This is a genomic window from Bradyrhizobium sp. SK17 (genome assembly GCF_002831585.1).
Lineage (GTDB): Bacteria > Pseudomonadota > Alphaproteobacteria > Rhizobiales > Xanthobacteraceae > Bradyrhizobium.
Genome location: NZ_CP025113.1, coordinates 166000 through 181868, shown reverse-complemented (window position 1 = coordinate 181868; position 15869 = coordinate 166000). Strand labels below are relative to the sequence as shown.

Genomic DNA, 15869 nt, shown 5'->3' with positions numbered 1-15869 from the left:
GCGTGCAGCTAGATAGCCTGCATCGAACCCGGCTGCTCACGTGCCGATCGCAATGGCTCAGCGTCCGAAGCCGCCCCGGGTTCATCCAACACAGCAGAGAGGCAGTTCCGATGACACGTTTTCCTGTCCATACGTACGACGCCGCGCCCGAAGCCTCGAAGCCGACCTTGCGCGAGGTCGAGGCGCGGTTCGGCATGATCCCGAACCTTGCGGCCGCGATGGCGACGTCGCCGGTGCTGATCCAGAGCTTCCTCCACATCTTCGACAAAGTTCACGGCGGCAGCTTCTCCGAGCAGCAGATCCAGACCGTGCTGCTCACCGACGCGGTGACCAACGCCAGCAACTGGGCGGTCGCGCTGCATTCCGCGCTCGGCTTGCAGGCCGGTCTCGATCCTCAAGACGTCGAGGCGATGCGGGCCGGGCGCTCGCCCGCGAACGGGCAACTCGGCGCGCTCTCGACATTGGCGAGGACGCTGATCGAGAAGCGCGGGCGGCTCGACCAGCAAGACACCGAGAGGTTCCTGGCGGCCGGGTTCAGCAAGGAATTGCTGCTCGAGGTGATCACCATCGTGGCGGCATCGACCATCACGAACTACACCGGCAGCGTGACCAATCCGCCGCTGGAGGCGGGATTGCAGCCGCATGCCTGGAATGGCTGAGTATCAATAGTGCACGCCGGCCATCGGCCGGCGTGCACTTGCCCAGACTAGGCGCTAATCGTGCGAATGACCCGCGCCGGATTACCTCCCGTAAGCGTATTCGGGGGCACGTCCTTGGTAACGACCGAGCCGGCAGCAACGACTGAGTTCTCGCCGACGGTAACCCCGCCGATGATCGTTGCGCCGGCTGCGATCCAGACGTTCCTCTCAATTACGATGGGCTTGGCCGTAACGGACCGGCGTTGGGAAGGGTCGAGCGGATGGCCTGACGTGATGATGCTCACGTTCGGTCCAATCATCACGTCGTCGGCTATGGTGATTCCACCGAGGTCATACAGTGTGCAGTTCTGATTGATGAAGACGTTGCGCCCGACCTGGGTTTCGTTCCCACCCGTCGCGTAGAATGGCGGGATCAATAGGAAGCGATCATCGACTTGCTTGCCGATGAGCTCACTGAACAAGGCCCGGACTTCGTCCGCATCGTCGAACGTCAAGCGATTGATCTTCGCCGTTATCGCCATTGCCCGCTTGGTCTCCGCTACCATCGCTGCGGATTCTGGCGTCCGCCTATTAACGATCCTGACACCATCCTGATGCGACATTCGCCGTTTCCTTGCACAGCAGAACCGATTCGCGCCGCTGCTTCATTGGCAAAGCTACAATGCAGGAGGACCGCATTCTAGCATCGCGTCATTTCCGCCTTATGGGCTCACAACCTAGCCGGCAAATCTGGCGCGGTAGTCCTGCGGAGTGGTCGCCAGCAATCGCAGGAAGCTGCGGCGCATGGTCTCCTCGGAGCCGAAGCCGCAGCGTTGCGCGATGCGCTTGATCGGCAGCCTGGTCTCCGACAGCAGATGCCTTGCACCTTCGACCCGCAGCCGCTCGATCGCGCGTGCCGGTGTCAACCCGGTCGCATCCGCATAATGCCGGCTGAAGCTGCGCTCGCTCATACCGGCCTGTTTCGCCAGCGTCGGCAGCGAGAGGTCGTCGGCGAGGTGGTTGCTGATCCAGTCATGCAGCGCGCTGAACCTGTCATCGGCGGTCTGCAGCGAAAGCACCTCGCTGAATTGCGACTGGCCGCCCGGACGCTTGAGAAACACCACGAGATAGCGGGCGACGGCAAGCGCTGTCGCGCGGCCGAGATCGTCCTCCACCAGCGCCAAAGCGAGATCGATGCCCGACGTGACGCCGGCCGATGTCCAGAACGTTCCGTCGCGCACGAAGATCGGATCGGACTCGACACGGACCTCGGGATAGCGTGCAGCAAGCTCTTCCCAGAATCCCCAATGCGTCACGGCGCGACGGCCGTCGAGCGCGCCTGACGCGGCGAGCAGGAACGCGCCGGTGCACACCGATGCGGTGCGGCGGGCATCGCCGCTGCGCTTGCGCACCCAATCCACCAGGATGCGATCGGACGCTGCGGCGTTGACGCCGTCGCCGCCGGGAATCACCAGCGTGTCGACCGCGGTACCGATCGCGGGCAACGGATGCACCGCTATTCCAACGCCGGCAGATGCCTCGACCGTCGGGCCGTCCTTGGCGACGACGCGGACGTCATAGGGCTCGGCGTTGCCAGCCTTGGCCGTCAGCGCGTTGGCGGAAGCGAACACCTGCAATGGCCCGGTGACGTCGAGCAGCTGCACCGCCGGATAGGCCAGCACTTCGATCGCGCGCTTGTCGTTTGGCGGAGAATGTGGGGGCTTTGGCGTCATCGCCGAAACGTGCCGCGCTAGGTTTGCTTTGTCCATAGTGCAAGGAGAGCCAGATGATTGCCCATGATGTCCAGTTGCGGATCGGTTCGCTGCTGTTCGAAGACGTCGATCAGATCGACTTGACCGGTCCTTTCGAAGTGCTGTCGCGGATTCCGAATTCGACCTACCGCATCTATGCCAAGACCATGGAGCCGGTGCGCGACCTCAAGGGCTTGCGGCTGACGCCGGATGCCACGCTGGCCGAGGCGCCGCCGCTCGATGTGCTGCATGTGCCGGGCGGATTCGGCCAGGAAGCCTTGATGGAGGACGCCGAAGTGCTCGGCTGGATCCGTCAGCAGGCGGCGGGGGCTTGCAGCATCTTCTCGGTCTGCACCGGCGCGTTGCTGTGTGGCGCGGCCGGCCTGTTGAAGGGACGCCGGGCGACGACGCATTGGGCGTCGTTCCATCTGCTGCCGTATTTCGGCGCTACCCCCGTGAATGAGCGCGTGGTCGTCGACGAAAGCTACGTCTTTGCCGCCGGCGTCACCGCGGGGATCGACGGGGCGCTGCGGCTCGCCGCCGAACTGCGCGGCGACGACGCGGCACGGGCGATCCAGCTCTACATGGCCTATGCGCCGGAGCCGCCGTTCGACAGTGGCACGCCGGAGACCGCGCCGCCTGAGATCCTGCAACAAACACGGCAGGCGACGCGCACGATCACGGCGCAGCGCGAAGCGACCGCGCGCCGCGTGGCGGTCCGGTTGGGCGTCGTCGTGCCGGAGATTGAGACGACAGGCTAATTGCCCGGCTCGAAGTTGCAGTTGGCTCCGCCGCCGGCCTTGTCCTCGATGACGGCAGGATCGAGCGTGCAGGACAGTTTCGACAGCGCCTCGTAGATCGTGCCGGCGGCGCCGTCGCCGGGGACGCCGGCGAGCGCGATGGTGGCAAAGATAGCATTGGCTTCGCGCCCCTTCACGGTGTGGCTGCGCCCGCCGAATGTCAGCTCGCAGGAGCGCGAGGTGATGTCGACATTGCTGGCGCGACAGACCACCTTGTCGGCGGTGACGGTGATCGGTTTCGCATAAGAGACATTGCCGCCGCCGTTGAAGAAGGCGGCGACCGCCTTCTTCTCCGCGTCCGGCAGCGGCGAATAGGGCGCCACCACGCCCGCGAGCGCCAGCGCGACCGAGCCGGACGTGGTTGCGGGCGCGGCCGATGCGGCCGACGCGGCCAGCGACAATGAACACGCGAGGATCGTCAGTCGGCCCAGTCTCATTGCAGTCTCCTGTCAGTGCGCTTTCCGCAGCGCGAAATCGCTAGCACGTCCCGCGGTCCGGATGGGTGACACCCTTCACACGCCGTCCCGCAACTTCGCGTGAGGCGGCGCTGCGCGCAGAGGGCAGGGCGGACCCGCGTCCACCCGCTTGCACGATCGCGCCATCGGCGTCACAGTCCGGACTGCGGTGGTGAAGCCGCCAATAAAGAAGACCAAGACAGTTCGAGGAACTGAAATCGAGGAGCGCTATGGCGGCCACGCGCATCGACTGCGATATCCATCCCGCGGTGGGAGGAACGCGCACCACGCTGCTGCCCTATTTGAGCGATCACTGGAAGGAACAGGTGGTCAGCCGCGCCATCGACGGGCTCGACCTCAATTCCTACCCGCCGTCGATGCCGCTGTCTGGCCGCGCCGACTGGCGGCCGGCGGACGGCAGCAAGCCGGGCAGCGATCTTGCCATGGTGCAGCGCGGCGCGTTCGACCAGCTTGGCGCCAGCCACGCGATCTGCAATGTCGTCTATGGCGCGCAGGCGGTGTTCGATTCCTACATGGCGGCGGACTTCTGCCGCGCGATCAACGACTGGATCGCGGCCGAATGGCTCGCCAAGGACAAGCGGCTGCGCGCCTCGATCGTGGTGCCGATCCAGGCACCGGATCTCGCGGTCGAGGAGATCGAGCGCCGCGCCGGCGATCATCGGTTCGTCTCGGTGCTGGTGCCGTCGCAGAACGAGACGCTGCTCGGGCGGCGTCATTACTGGCCGATCTACCAGGCCGCCGAGAAATACAGGCTGCCGATCGCGATCCACGCCGGCAGCGCCTATCGCGGCGCGCCGAGCTCGATCGGCTGGCCGTCCTACCGCTACGAATATTATCTGGCCGAGGCGCAGGCGTTCCAGGCGCAGACGCTGAGCCTGATCTATGAGGGCGTGTTCGGGAAGTATCCCGGATTGACCGTGGTGCTGATGGAGTCGGGCGTCAGCTGGCTGCCGGCCTTCATGTGGCGCGCCAACAAGACCTGGCGCGGCGTGCGCGTCGAGGTGCCCTGGGTGGAGCGCGAGCCGGCCGCGATCATCCGCGACCATTTCCGCGTCACCATGCAGCCGTTCGACGCGCCGACGGATGCAACCGGCGTTGCCGACATCATCGACCAGATCGGCTCCGACAAGATGTTCCTGTTCGCGTCCGACTATCCGCACTGGCAGTTCGACGGTGACGATCCGATCCCGCCGCATCTGCCCGACGACCTCGTCAAGCGGATGAGCGAGGACAACCCGCTGGAAACCTTTCCGCGCCTCAAGCTGAATTCGTAGCGCATGATCCGGAAAAGTGGGAACCGGTTTTCCGAAGAGATCATGCGCCAGATAACAAGGAGGATCGCATGAGTGACGTCATCGACCGCCCGATGCTCGACCAGGAGACGACCGCTGCGGCGCGGCTCAGGATCATCGACTGCGACATCCATCCGAGCATCCATGCGCATAGCGACCTCAACGAGTTCCTGCCGAAGCGCTGGCAGCAGCATCTCAAGGAATATGGCAGCCATCTGCGCACGCCCTATATCGGCACCACGCCGTATCCGCGCTCCTCGCCCTTGATCGCACGGCGCGATGCGTGGCCGCCGACCGGCGGGGTGCCGGGCTCCGATCTCGACTTCATGCGCAAGCAGCATCTCGATCCGTTCGATGTCGAGTTCGGCATTTTGCAGGTGCTCGACCTCTTCATCTTCTCGCAGCAGAACCTGGAATTCGGCGCCGCGATCCAGCGCGCCATCAACGACTGGCAGCTCGCGTTCTGGGCGCATCGCGATCCCAGGCTGAAGGCCTCGATCCTGGTCGGGCAGGACGGCTCCGACCTCGGCCTTGCCGAGATCGAGCGTTGCGCCAAATCAGGCGAATACATCCAGATCAACGTCTCGCCGCGCGCCAACGAGCCGCTCGGCCGCCGCCGCTACTGGCCGATCTACGAGCGCGCGCAGGCGCTCGACCTGCCGCTCGGCATCCATGTCGGCGGCTATGGCGGGCACGCGCCGACCGGCGGCGGCTGGCCGTCCTATTACTGCGAGGAGCATCAGTCGAACGCGCATACGGTGGCCTCGAACCTCACGAGCCTGGTGCTGGAAGGCGTGCCGGAGCGCTTCCCGAAACTGAAGATCGTGTTCATCGAGGGCGGCTTCGGCTGGATCCCCGCGACGATGTGGCGGATGGACCAGCACTTCGAGCGCTTCCGCAGCGAGGTGCCGCATCTGAAGCGCCGGCCGAGCGAGTATGTGAAGCAGAATTTCTGGTTCACCACCCAGCCGATCGACGAGCCGGATGAGGCGAAGCATCTGCGCCAACTGATCGAATGGGTCGGCATCGACCGGCTGCTGTTCTCGTCGGACTATCCACACTGGGACTATGACGATGCCCGCTACGCCTTCAAGACGCCGCTGACCGAGGCCGAGCGGCGCAAGATCTTCAACGGCAATGCCCGCGCGGTTTACAAGTTCTAGCAAGATGGCGTGGTTTCCGATTCAGCCGCGGGCTTCACTTCACCTCGCCCCGCGTGCGGGGAGAGGTCGGAACGCATCATTAGATGCGTTCCGGGTGAGGGGGACGCTCCGCAAGCTCAGCTGTCATCGGATGCGCGGAGACAGCCCCTCACCCCAACCCTCTCCCCGTAAGAACGGGGCGAGGGAGCGCACCGCCGTTGCCGTCAAATGCTAGGACCAGGATGACCCGTCACATCGTCGCGCGCACCAGCGAGATCCCGGCCGGCGGCAACAAGGTGTTCGGCCTCGAGGGCCGCGACATCGTCGTGTTCCACGTCAATGGCGAGTTCTTCGCGCTGCTCAATCGCTGCCCGCATGAAGGCGCGCCGCTGGAGAAGGCGGCGTGCGTCGCGCGCCTGACCTCGCCGGAGCCCGGCATCTATCAGCGCGACCGTGTTGGCGAGATGCTGCGCTGTCCATGGCACGGCTGGGAATTCGACATCCGCAACGGCCAGTCCTGGTTCGACCCAAGCGGTTCAAGATCCGCTCCTATCCGGTCGCGGTCGAGAGCGGCGCCGAGTTGCAGAAGGGGCCGTATGTCGCCGAGACGTTCCCGGTGCACATCGAGGACAATTACGTGATCGTCGAGGTTTAGCCGCCAATCCATTAATTGCGATTATTGCAACAATGAAGTTCCAAACTAGGCAATTATAATACCTGTTGCAATGCGCCACCTTGAGGTCGCGGGCGGGAATGACCCCGTGCACGACATCAGGAACGGCACCATGAAGCTCTATCACTTCCCTCTTTCGGGCCACGCGCATCGCGCGCGTCTGTTTTTGTCCCTGCTCGGGGTTCCGCACGAGCTGGTCGAGGTCGATCTCAGGTCCGGCGCGCACAAGACGGCGGAATTCCTCGCGCTCAATCCGTTCGGCCAGGTGCCGGTGCTGGACGATGACGGCACCATCATTGCCGATTCGAATGCGATCCTGGTCTATCTCGCCACCAAGCTCGGTCGCACCGATTGGTTGCCACGGGATGCCAAGGGGGCCGCCGCCGTGCAGCGCTGGCTGTCGGTCGCCGCCGGCGAGCTCGCCTATGGCCCCGCGGCGGCGCGGCTCATCACCGTGTTCGGCGCCAAGCACAATCCGGACGATGTGATCGCGCGGGCGCATGTCCTGCTGAAGCGGCTGGAGGCGCATCTTGCCGATCGCGACTGGCTGGTCGGCGCGGGGCCGACGATCGCCGACGTCGCGCTCTACAGCTATCTGTCGAGCGCGCCCGAAGGCAATGTCGATCTCTCCGCCTATCCGCGCGTCGACGCCTTCCTGCGCCGGATCGAGGCGCTGCCCGGCTTCGTGCCTTTCGCCAGGACTGCCGCCGGCCTGAGGGCGGCGGCGTAACGTGCTGACGGGCGTGCCTTCGGGCGCGCCCACCCAAGCCCCGATGAGGAGGGCAAGGCGATGAGCGACAGGCGAAGCAAGAGCAAGCTGGACGTCTGGCATGCCGGCGAGACGGCGATGCAGCAGCGGGCCGGCGTTGCCGAGAAGATGGCAGCGGTCGGCCAGCGCGCGGTGCGCGACTTCATGCCCGACCAGCACCGCGACTTCTTCGCGCAAATTCCCTTCATCGTCGTCGGCAGCGTGGACCGCAGCGGCGATGCATGGGCTTCGCTGCTGGCCGGCCGGCCCGGCTTCATCGCCTCGCCGACACCGCGCAGCCTCGAGATCGACGCGCGGCCTGACGCCAGCGATCCGGTCAGCGAGGGCATGCGCGAGGGCGATGCCATCGCGTTGCTTGGCATCGAGTTGCACACGCGGCGCCGCAACCGGGCCAACGGGCTGCTGCGTGCGGCATCAGGCAAGGCGCTCAGCTTCGAGCTCGATCAGAGCTTCGGCAACTGTCCGCAATACATCCAGCTCCGCGATTTCGTTCTCGTCCGCGAGCCCGATCAGCCGTTCACGGGAGAGATCGAAGCCAGCGCGACGCTCGATCAGGCCGCGCGCGATATGATTGCGGCGGCGGATACGTTCTTCGTGGCGACCTATGCCGAGCGCGAGGATCGCCGCCAGGTCGACGTCTCGCATCGCGGTGGCAGAGCGGGCTTCGTGCGCGTCGCTGCCGACGGCACGCTGACCGTTCCGGACTTCGCCGGCAACCTGTTCTTCAACACGCTCGGCAACATGCTCCTCAACGGCAAGGCCGGGCTGGCGTTCGTCGATTTCGAGACCGGTGACCTGCTGCAACTGACCGGCGATGCCGAGGTGATCCTGGACTCGCCGGAGATCGCGGCGTTCCAGGGGGCCGAACGGCTGTGGAGCTTCCGCGCCCGCCGCGTGGTGCGGCGCCGTGGCGCGCTGCCGCTGCGCTGGGCGTTCCGGGCCGAGGGCTGGTCGCCGAATGCGCTGATGACCGGCGACTGGACGCAGGCTGCGGACCGCATCCGCGCAAGCGCGCTTGCAACGCAGTGGCGCCCGTTCAAGGTCACCGAGATCGTCGACGAGAGCCGCTCGATCCGCTCGTTTCATCTGCAACCGGAGGACGGCGCCGGGCTGCTTCCGCATCAGGCGGGACAGCATCTGCCGATCCGCGTGTTGCTTCCGGGGGCGGACAAGCCCGTGATCCGCACCTATACGCTGTCGGTCGCGCCGTCGGACGGCATGTATCGCATCAGCGTGAAGCGCGACGGCCTGGTCTCCAGCCATCTCCACGACAATATCCATGTCGGCCACATCATCGAAGCCCGCGCGCCGGCGGGCAGCTTCGCGATCGACGCGCGCGAGAAGCGGCCGGCGGTGCTGCTCGCCGGCGGCGTCGGGATCACGCCGATGCTCGCGATGCTGCGTCACGTGGTCTATGAGGGGCTGCGCACCCGCGGCATCCGGCCGACATTCCTGTTCCAGGCCGCCCATGCCAAACAGGACCGCGCGTTCGATGCCGAACTGCGGCAACTGGCGGCCGCCGCCGGCGGCGCGGTTCGCATCACCCGCGTGCTCAGCGACGTCGAGGGCGCCGGGCAGGATACTGACTACGACGCCGCGGGGCGGATCGACATGGCGCTGCTGTCGCGTGTGCTGCCGTTCAACGACTACGACTTCTATCTGTGCGGGCCGCCGCAATTCACCCAATCGCTCTATGATGGGCTGCGCGGCTACAACGTCGCCGATGGCAGGATTCACGCGGAAGCGTTTGGTCCGTCGTCGCTGGTGCGGAAGCCCGACGTCGCCGCGGCGCCGCCGCCGCGTCTGCCGCCCGCGACCGCGCCGGTTGCGGTGACCTTCGCCGCATCGATGAAGGAAGCACGGTGGACACCGCAATCCGGAACGTTGCTCGAACTCGCGGAAGCGCGTGGTCTCAGCCCCGCATTCAGTTGCCGCGAGGGCAATTGCGGCAGCTGCCGAACCAAATTGCTGGCAGGCGCGGTGACCTATCTGAAGCAGCCGACTGCCGAAGTTGCCGATGACGAGGTGCTGATCTGCTGTGCGGTGCCGGCGAAGCCGGAAGCGGAAGGTGATAACCGGCTCCAGCTCGATCTCTGACCGGCCGCCCGGCTCGACGACGGGTATCTGGTCGCGCCGTTCCGCGCGAGGGAGGTTTATTCTTCATGCGTGCTTCCCGGCCCGCTGCGGCAGGATGAAGACGATCGCCGCGATCGCAACAGCGAGGGCAATGGAAGCCGTGTAGCGGCTGAGCGCGAGGCCGCCGTGATCGAGCGGCTTGTCGAGGAGATCGCCGACGGTGGCGCCGAGCGGCCTGGTCAGGACGAACGCGATCCAGAACAGCACCGTGCGCGACACCCTGGTCCAGAGATAGGCGGCGGCGACGATGGCGATGCCGGCGGCGAATACGATGGCGCCGCCGCCATAGCCGAGGCCGGTGGAATCGGCCATCCAGTCGCCGAGCGCGGTTCCAAGGGTTTGCGAGAACAGGATCGTGATCCAGTAGAATGTTTCGGCCGCCTTGTTGTCGATCGATGCGATCGACACCGTTCCGAGCGTGCGATGCCAGGCGGCGAGCGACGCCACGAGCAGTGCGGCGAGCAGCGACGAGCCGCCGAGATATCCGATCCCGAGCGAGCGGTCGACGAAATCGGCGAAGGTCGTGCCGACAGTCGTGGTCGCGATGATCACGGTCCAGTAGAGGAATGGATGAAAGCGCCGCGCCGCCATCTGTGCCGCGACGGCGATCGCGAAGATCACCGCGAATATCGCGGTGCCGACCAGATAACCGAGATTCATCGACATCGTGACGGCGTCGCCGCCGGTCTCGCCGAGCGTCGTGGCGAGAATCTTGATGACCCAGAAGCCGAGCGTAACGGCGGGGACCTTGCCCGCGCGCTCGTCCGCGGCGGTGTCGTGCAGCAGTTCCATGGATTGATACTCCGAGAAGCGGATGGTCGAAATGATGGACGAGGCGATCAGCCCTTCATCGAGTCCATGATCGACAGCAGCTCGGCGAGCGCCTTCTTGCACTTGGTGGCATCCGGATTGGTCTCGCGGACCGCCGCGAGCGCGCGATCGATCGCCTTGTCGACCGTGTGCCAATCCGCAGCCGCGCGCGGCTTCAATCCAGCCTCCGCCTCGTCCCATTTGGTCTCGAGATCCTTGATCCGCGTCTTGGCGCCGGGGAGGTCGTTCTTGTCGACCATGTCAGCGACATCGGCGGCGATGCTGCGGAACGGCGTCAAATCGCCGAGCTTCGAGGTGGCCGCTTGCGCGCGCGGCAGCAGCGTCAGGCTGCCGTTCGTATGTGGAAATGGTGACGCCACCACGAGAGCGTGGATTGCGGCAAGTGCGAGTATCGTTCTGTTCATTGTGGTTCTCCTGTTGGGTTGCTTCGACCGGTGTCCTCGCGGACGCACGGCGAATTCATGCGCCGGGCGAAGTTTCGGGGTTTCGGCCACTGTCGCCCTCGAACGACAGCCAGCCGACCAGCGCGATGATCACGGCGAGGAAGGCGAGGCTGGTGTAGATCGTGCCGAAGCCGAGGCCGCCATAGTCCCGGGACTGGGACAGCATGTCACCGAACGAGGCGCCGAGCGGTCGGGTCAGGATGTAGGCGATCCAGAACGCGAGAACCTCGTTGGCGCCGAGCGCGTAGGCCGCGGCGACGCCTGCGATCAGCGCCATGAAGACCACGACGCCGACGTTGAAGCCGAGGCCGAGCGCTTCGGTGGCGAGATCGCCGGCGGCGGTGCCGAGCGCGAAGGTGAACAGGATCGCCGCCCAATAGAACAGTTCGCGCCGCGTGGTCACGATGCTGTGGATCGACAGCGTCCGTTCGACCGCGAACCAGATCGCGAAGGTCGCCGCCAGCGCGATCGCGAACAGCGCCGTGCTGATGTAGAGGCTGATCTCGAGCTTGTCGGTCAGCGCATCGGTGATCTGTGTCCCGACGATGCTGACCAGCACGACCGTCAGCCAGTAGATCCACGGCACGTAGCGGTCCATCCGCAGCTGGATTGCCAGCGCAGCCGCGAGCAGCGTGGTCATCAGCAGGCCGGTAACGGTCGTTCCAAGGCCGACATGGACGGCGAGATAATCGGCACCGGTCTCGCCGACCGTGGTCGACATGATCTTGATCAGCCAGAACACGAGGGTGACTTCGGGGACCTTGTTCAGCATGCTGCGGCCGGTGCGCCTGATATCCTGCACGATGCAAAACTCCGCTTTGATGAGGTCGGCGGTTCCGCCGGGTTCGATCGGGAGCCTGCACCGCGAGACTTAGGCCCGGCTTAGGCCGGCGGCGCCGCCCCCGTTTGGACGCCGAAAGCCCTAAGTCGCGGCTAAGTCGAAGCTGATATGGTCGCGCGGCGTCGCGGGCAGGCGGATGCGATGCAGGTTCGCCGGGGTGCCCGGCGCGGGTCAGGATGGTGACGAGACGATGCGCGTGCTCTTGGTGGAGGACGACAGGATGATCGGCGCCGCCGTCGTCGAGGCGCTGAGGGATGCCGCCTACGCGGTCGACTGGGTCCGCGATGGCGACCTCGCCGTCGAGGCCAGCCGCAGCGAGACCTACGACATCGCGCTGCTCGACCTCGGACTTCCCGTGACGGATGGCCTCGACGTGCTCAGGACGATCCGGACGGACTCCACACGCCTTCCCGTGATCATCCTGACCGCGCGCGATGCGTTGAGCGATCGGATCCGGGGGCTCGATCTCGGCGCGGATGATTATCTGGTCAAGCCGTTCGAGGTCGCCGAGTTGCTGGCGCGCATGCGCGCGGTGCTGCGGCGCGAGGGCAGCGGAGCGCCGCCGGTCCTGACCAATGGCGAACTCCACCTCGACCCGGCGACGCGGGAAGCCACGTACAGTGGAGAAAGAGCTGTCCTCAGCGCGCGCGAATTCGCGCTGCTTCAGGCGTTGTTGAACCGGCCGGGGACCATCCTGTCGCGAGCCGAGCTCGAACGCCAGATCTACGGCTGGAGCGAGGAGGTCGAGAGCAACGCGGTCGAATTCCTGATCCACGCCGTGCGCAGAAAACTTGGCGCGTCCGTGATCAGGAACGTGCGCGGCGTCGGCTGGATGGTGGACCGTTCGAGATGATGAGATCGCTGCGCGGACGCCTGTTCGCCGGGCTCACCGCGATCATCCTGCTGACCGGCGCCGTCGGCGGAGCCCTGGCCTATCGCTGGGCCTACAGCGAAGCCATCGAGATGCAGGACTCGGTCCTGATCCAGATCGCGAGCTTCGCGCTGAGTGCCTCGATCAGGGAAAGCCGGCCCGTCACCGGCGTCGATGCCGAATCCGAGGTCGCGGTGGTCGAGCTCGGCGGCGCGCCGCGTGGGCCTGCCGAAGACCGCCGGCTGTGGGGACTGAAGGACGGATTGCACAATGCCGTCTATCAGGGCCAGCCGGCGCGCGTGCTGGTTCGCACGCGCCCGGACGATAGCCGCTTCGCGGTGATGCAACGGACGGAGATCCGCACCGAGATTGCCGGCGATATGGCGCTGCGGACCCTGTTGCCGATCGCGGCCCTGGTGCCGTGCCTGTTGCTGGTGACTGCGCTCGTGATCGCGCGCTCGTTCCGGCCGATGTTGCGCCTGGCCGATGATCTCGACGCGCGGCGCGCGGACGACGTCAGCGCGTTGAAGGCGACCGGCGCCCCCAGCGAGTTGCAGCCGTTTCTCGGTTCGATCAATGCCCTGCTGGAACGCATGCGCGGCATGATGGATCAGCAACGGCGCTTCATCGCCGATGCGTCGCACGAGCTTCGCACCCCGATCACGGCGCTCAGCCTGCAAGCGGAAAATCTCGCTTCCCTCGAGATGCCGGCCGAGACCCGTGAGCGGCTCGATGTGCTCAGAAGCGGCATGCAACGGAGCAGGCATCTGCTCGAACAGCTCCTGGCCCTGGCGCGCCAGGACGCCGTGAGCCCTGCTGCCGGTGAAGTGACCGAGCTCGACAGGATCGTAAAGGGCGTCGTCGCCGATCTGCTGCCCGAGGCGGCGGCGCGCAACATCGATCTCGGCTTCACGATGGTCGAAACGGTTGCGGTCAATGGCGATCAATTATCGCTGATCTCGGTGCTGCGAAACCTGGTCGAGAACGCCGTCAAGTTCACGCCCGAGGGCGGCAGCGTCGACCTCGGCATCTATCGCGAGGCGGGCATGGCCGCCATCCAGATCGAGGATTCCGGCACGGGCATTGCGCCGCGCGATCTGGACCGGATCGGCGAGCCGTTCTTCCGCGGCAGCCAGCCGAGCGGCGACGGCGCCGGGCTCGGGCTTTCGATCGTGAAACGGATCGTCGATCGCTGCGGCGGCTCGATCCAGTTCGAGAATGTGACGGGGGCTGAACGCACGGGCCTGCGCGTCATCGTCAGGCTGCCTGCTGTGAATGGCTGAAAATCAGCCGGGGACGCGGCGCGCGGCATCATTGCCATTGCATCTTGAGACCCTCCCGGACTATCGCTAGCAGAGAAATGCAGGGCCCGGCGGGACCGCCGGTGGCGACCGGCTCGGATCGCGGGTCCCTCGGAAACTGTGCCAGCATTGGAGAAAGGACGTTTCTCATGGCAGACACGACGACGGAGCTCGAAGCGCTCCTGATGCAGCGGTCGCTGACCGATCCGCAGCTTCTGGCGAAGGCGGACGCGGCGTCCGACTTCCGGATCCTGCCGGACGCGACTGTGATCAAGATCGGCGGGCAGAGCGTGATCGACCGCGGTCGCGCCGCCGTCTATCCGCTGGTCGACGAGATCGTCGCCGCCCGCAAGGCGCACAAGATGTTGATCGGAACCGGCGCCGGCACCCGCGCCCGGCATCTCTATTCGATCGCGGCCGGGCTCCGGCTGCCGGCCGGCGTGCTGTCGCAGCTCGGCGCCTCGGTGGCCGATCAGAACGCCGTGATGCTGGGCCAGCTGCTGGCCAAGCACGGCATCTCCGCGGTCAGCGGTGCCGGACTTTCGGCCGTGCCGCTCTATCTCGCCGAGGTGAATGCCGTGATCTTCAGCGGCATGCCGCCTTACGGCCTGTGGATGCGGCCGGCGGCCGAGGGCATGATCCCGCCCTATCGCACCGATGCCGGATGCTTCCTGGTCGCCGAGCAGTTCGGCTGCAAGGCGATGATCTACGTCAAGGACGAGAACGGCCTCTACAGCGCGAACCCGAAGACCTCGAAGGGCGCCACATTCATCCCGAAGATTTCGGTCGCCGAGATGAAGGCCAAGGGATTGCAGGATTCGATCCTGGAATTCCCGGTGCTCGATCTGCTCGCCACCGCGCGCCATGTCCGTCAGGTGCAGGTCGTCAACGGCCTCGTCCCCGGCAATCTCACCCGCGCGCTGGCGGGCGAGCATGTCGGCACCATCATCACCGCGAGCTGAAGGGATCATCGCCATGGATGACACCACGAAGATCAAGCACGTCGCCTCGCCGCTCGCGCGCCAGACCCTGCTCGACAACGATCTCACCCGTCCGGTCGCAGGCGGGCGTCCGATCCCGCTGCTGCCCTGGGTGCAGGTGGTGAAGATCGGCGGCCGCTCGATCATGGATCGCGGGCATGAGGCGATCCTGCCGATCGTCGACGAGCTGCGCTCGCTATTGCCGGAGCATCGCCTGCTGATCTTGACCGGCGCCGGCATCCGCGCCCGGCATCTCTACAGCGTCGGCCTCGACCTCGGACTGCCGGTCGGCTCGCTGGCACCGCTCGCCGCCAGCGAAGCCGGCCAGAACGGCCACATCCTCGGCTGCCTGCTCGCGCCCGAGGGTGTCTCCTACATCGAGCATCCGACCATCGCGAGCCAGCTCGCGATCCATCTGTCGGCGTCCCGCGCGGTCGTCGGCAGCGCGTTTCCGCCCTATCACCATCATGAATTCCCGGTCTCGCGCATCCCGTTCCACCGCGCCGACACCGGTGCGTTCCTGATCGCCGATGCGCTCGGCGCGGCCGGCCTGACCATCGTGGAAGACGTCGACGGTGTGTACACCGACGATCCGAACGGCCCCGATGGCGAGAAGGCGCAGTTGCTGCGCGAGGCCAGCCTCGCCGACCTCGCCAAGCTGAAGGGCACGCTGCCGTTCGATCCCGCGTTGCTCGAAGTGATGGCGAACGCCAGGCATATCGAGCGCGTGCAGGTGGTGAATGGCCTCGTTCCCGGCCGGCTCACCGCGGCGCTGCGCGGTCAGCATGTCGGTTCGATCATCCGCACCGGCGCACGCCCGGCCTGACGGCGCCGCGGACTCCGCTTCACCTCGCCCCGCTTGCGGGGAGAGGTCGAAATTCGCGGGACGCGAATGTCGGGTGAGGGGAGTCTCCGCGAGTTCAAC

16 protein-coding genes and 1 pseudogene are annotated in these 15869 nt (G+C 66.0%); 11 read left to right on the top strand and 6 right to left on the bottom strand.

Annotation, left to right across the window (positions count from 1 at the left end; all coding sequences use genetic code 11):
* The first annotated feature begins 110 nt into the window (after window positions 1-110).
* Window positions 111-659, top strand: a complete 549-nt coding sequence (locus CWS35_RS00900) for a carboxymuconolactone decarboxylase family protein (protein WP_100950252.1) — start codon at window positions 111-113, stop codon at window positions 657-659.
* A 47-nt stretch (window positions 660-706) separates the two neighbouring features.
* On the opposite strand, the gene CWS35_RS00895 is transcribed toward CWS35_RS00900, so the two are convergent.
* On the bottom strand, window positions 707-1261 hold the full coding sequence (locus CWS35_RS00895; protein ID WP_100950250.1) for a sugar O-acetyltransferase: 555 nt from the start codon (window positions 1259-1261) through the stop codon (window positions 707-709).
* Window positions 1262-1375: 114 nt separating this feature from the next.
* Window positions 1376-2371, bottom strand: a complete 996-nt coding sequence (locus CWS35_RS00890; RefSeq protein ID WP_245438826.1) for a GlxA family transcriptional regulator — start codon at window positions 2369-2371, stop codon at window positions 1376-1378.
* Between the two features lie 53 nt (window positions 2372-2424).
* Here CWS35_RS00890 and CWS35_RS00885 point away from each other — a divergent pair, with 53 nt between their 5' ends.
* Window positions 2425-3150, top strand: a complete 726-nt coding sequence (locus tag CWS35_RS00885; protein WP_100950246.1) for a DJ-1/PfpI family protein — start codon at window positions 2425-2427, stop codon at window positions 3148-3150.
* Here the strand turns inward: CWS35_RS00885 and CWS35_RS00880 are convergent.
* Window positions 3147-3626: a hypothetical protein gene (locus CWS35_RS00880; protein ID WP_168226240.1), complete on the bottom strand. Its 480-nt coding sequence runs from the start codon at window positions 3624-3626 to the stop codon at window positions 3147-3149. The genes CWS35_RS00885 and CWS35_RS00880 overlap by 4 nt on opposite strands.
* A 248-nt stretch (window positions 3627-3874) precedes the next feature.
* On the opposite strand from CWS35_RS00880, the gene CWS35_RS00875 reads away from it, so the two are divergent.
* From CWS35_RS00875 to CWS35_RS00855, 5 genes and pseudogenes are all read left to right on the top strand, one after another.
* Window positions 3875-4939: an amidohydrolase family protein gene (locus tag CWS35_RS00875; RefSeq protein ID WP_024584850.1), complete on the top strand. Its 1065-nt coding sequence runs from the start codon at window positions 3875-3877 to the stop codon at window positions 4937-4939.
* Window positions 4940-5007: 68 nt separating this feature from the next.
* The gene (locus tag CWS35_RS00870; protein ID WP_100950244.1) at window positions 5008-6120 is read left to right on the top strand and encodes an amidohydrolase family protein; all 1113 of its coding nucleotides are present in this window, start codon (window positions 5008-5010) and stop codon (window positions 6118-6120) included.
* 221 nt (window positions 6121-6341) lie between these two features.
* Window positions 6342-6754, top strand: a pseudogene (locus CWS35_RS00865) (Rieske (2Fe-2S) protein).
* 130 nt (window positions 6755-6884) lie between these two features.
* A complete protein-coding gene (locus CWS35_RS00860; protein ID WP_024584853.1) occupies window positions 6885-7502 on the top strand; it encodes a glutathione S-transferase family protein in 618 nt (205 codons plus the stop codon).
* Window positions 7503-7562: 60 nt separating this feature from the next.
* Window positions 7563-9638 (top strand): pyridoxamine 5'-phosphate oxidase family protein, encoded by a 2076-nt coding sequence (locus CWS35_RS00855; protein ID WP_100950242.1) that lies wholly within the window; start codon window positions 7563-7565, stop codon window positions 9636-9638.
* A 63-nt stretch (window positions 9639-9701) separates the two neighbouring features.
* Here the strand turns inward: CWS35_RS00855 and CWS35_RS00850 are convergent, their stop codons facing one another.
* The 3 genes from CWS35_RS00850 to CWS35_RS00840 are packed head-to-tail and all read right to left on the bottom strand — an operon-like array spanning window position 9702 to window position 11723.
* Window positions 9702-10469 (bottom strand): hypothetical protein, encoded by a 768-nt coding sequence (locus tag CWS35_RS00850; protein ID WP_100950240.1) that lies wholly within the window; start codon window positions 10467-10469, stop codon window positions 9702-9704.
* 47 nt (window positions 10470-10516) lie between these two features.
* A complete protein-coding gene (locus CWS35_RS00845; protein ID WP_029880190.1) occupies window positions 10517-10912 on the bottom strand; it encodes a hypothetical protein in 396 nt (131 codons plus the stop codon).
* Between the two features lie 55 nt (window positions 10913-10967).
* On the bottom strand, window positions 10968-11723 hold the full coding sequence (locus CWS35_RS00840; RefSeq protein ID WP_024584857.1) for a membrane protein: 756 nt from the start codon (window positions 11721-11723) through the stop codon (window positions 10968-10970).
* 259 nt (window positions 11724-11982) lie between these two features.
* Between CWS35_RS00840 and CWS35_RS00835 the strand changes: the two genes are divergently transcribed.
* From CWS35_RS00835 to CWS35_RS00820, 4 genes are all read left to right on the top strand, one after another.
* On the top strand, window positions 11983-12645 hold the full coding sequence (locus tag CWS35_RS00835; protein ID WP_100950238.1) for a response regulator transcription factor: 663 nt from the start codon (window positions 11983-11985) through the stop codon (window positions 12643-12645).
* A complete protein-coding gene (locus CWS35_RS00830; RefSeq protein WP_100950236.1) occupies window positions 12642-13946 on the top strand; it encodes a HAMP domain-containing sensor histidine kinase in 1305 nt (434 codons plus the stop codon). The genes CWS35_RS00835 and CWS35_RS00830 overlap by 4 nt, the downstream gene beginning before the upstream one ends.
* Before the next feature lie 167 nt (window positions 13947-14113).
* Window positions 14114-14926 (top strand): uridine kinase, encoded by an 813-nt coding sequence (locus CWS35_RS00825; protein ID WP_024584860.1) that lies wholly within the window; start codon window positions 14114-14116, stop codon window positions 14924-14926.
* A 13-nt stretch (window positions 14927-14939) separates the two neighbouring features.
* Window positions 14940-15770 carry a molybdenum storage protein subunit alpha gene (locus tag CWS35_RS00820; protein ID WP_100950234.1) on the top strand — a complete coding sequence of 277 codons (831 nt, stop codon included), beginning with the start codon at window positions 14940-14942 and terminating at the stop codon, window positions 15768-15770.
* The last annotated feature ends 99 nt before the right edge of the window (window positions 15771-15869 follow it).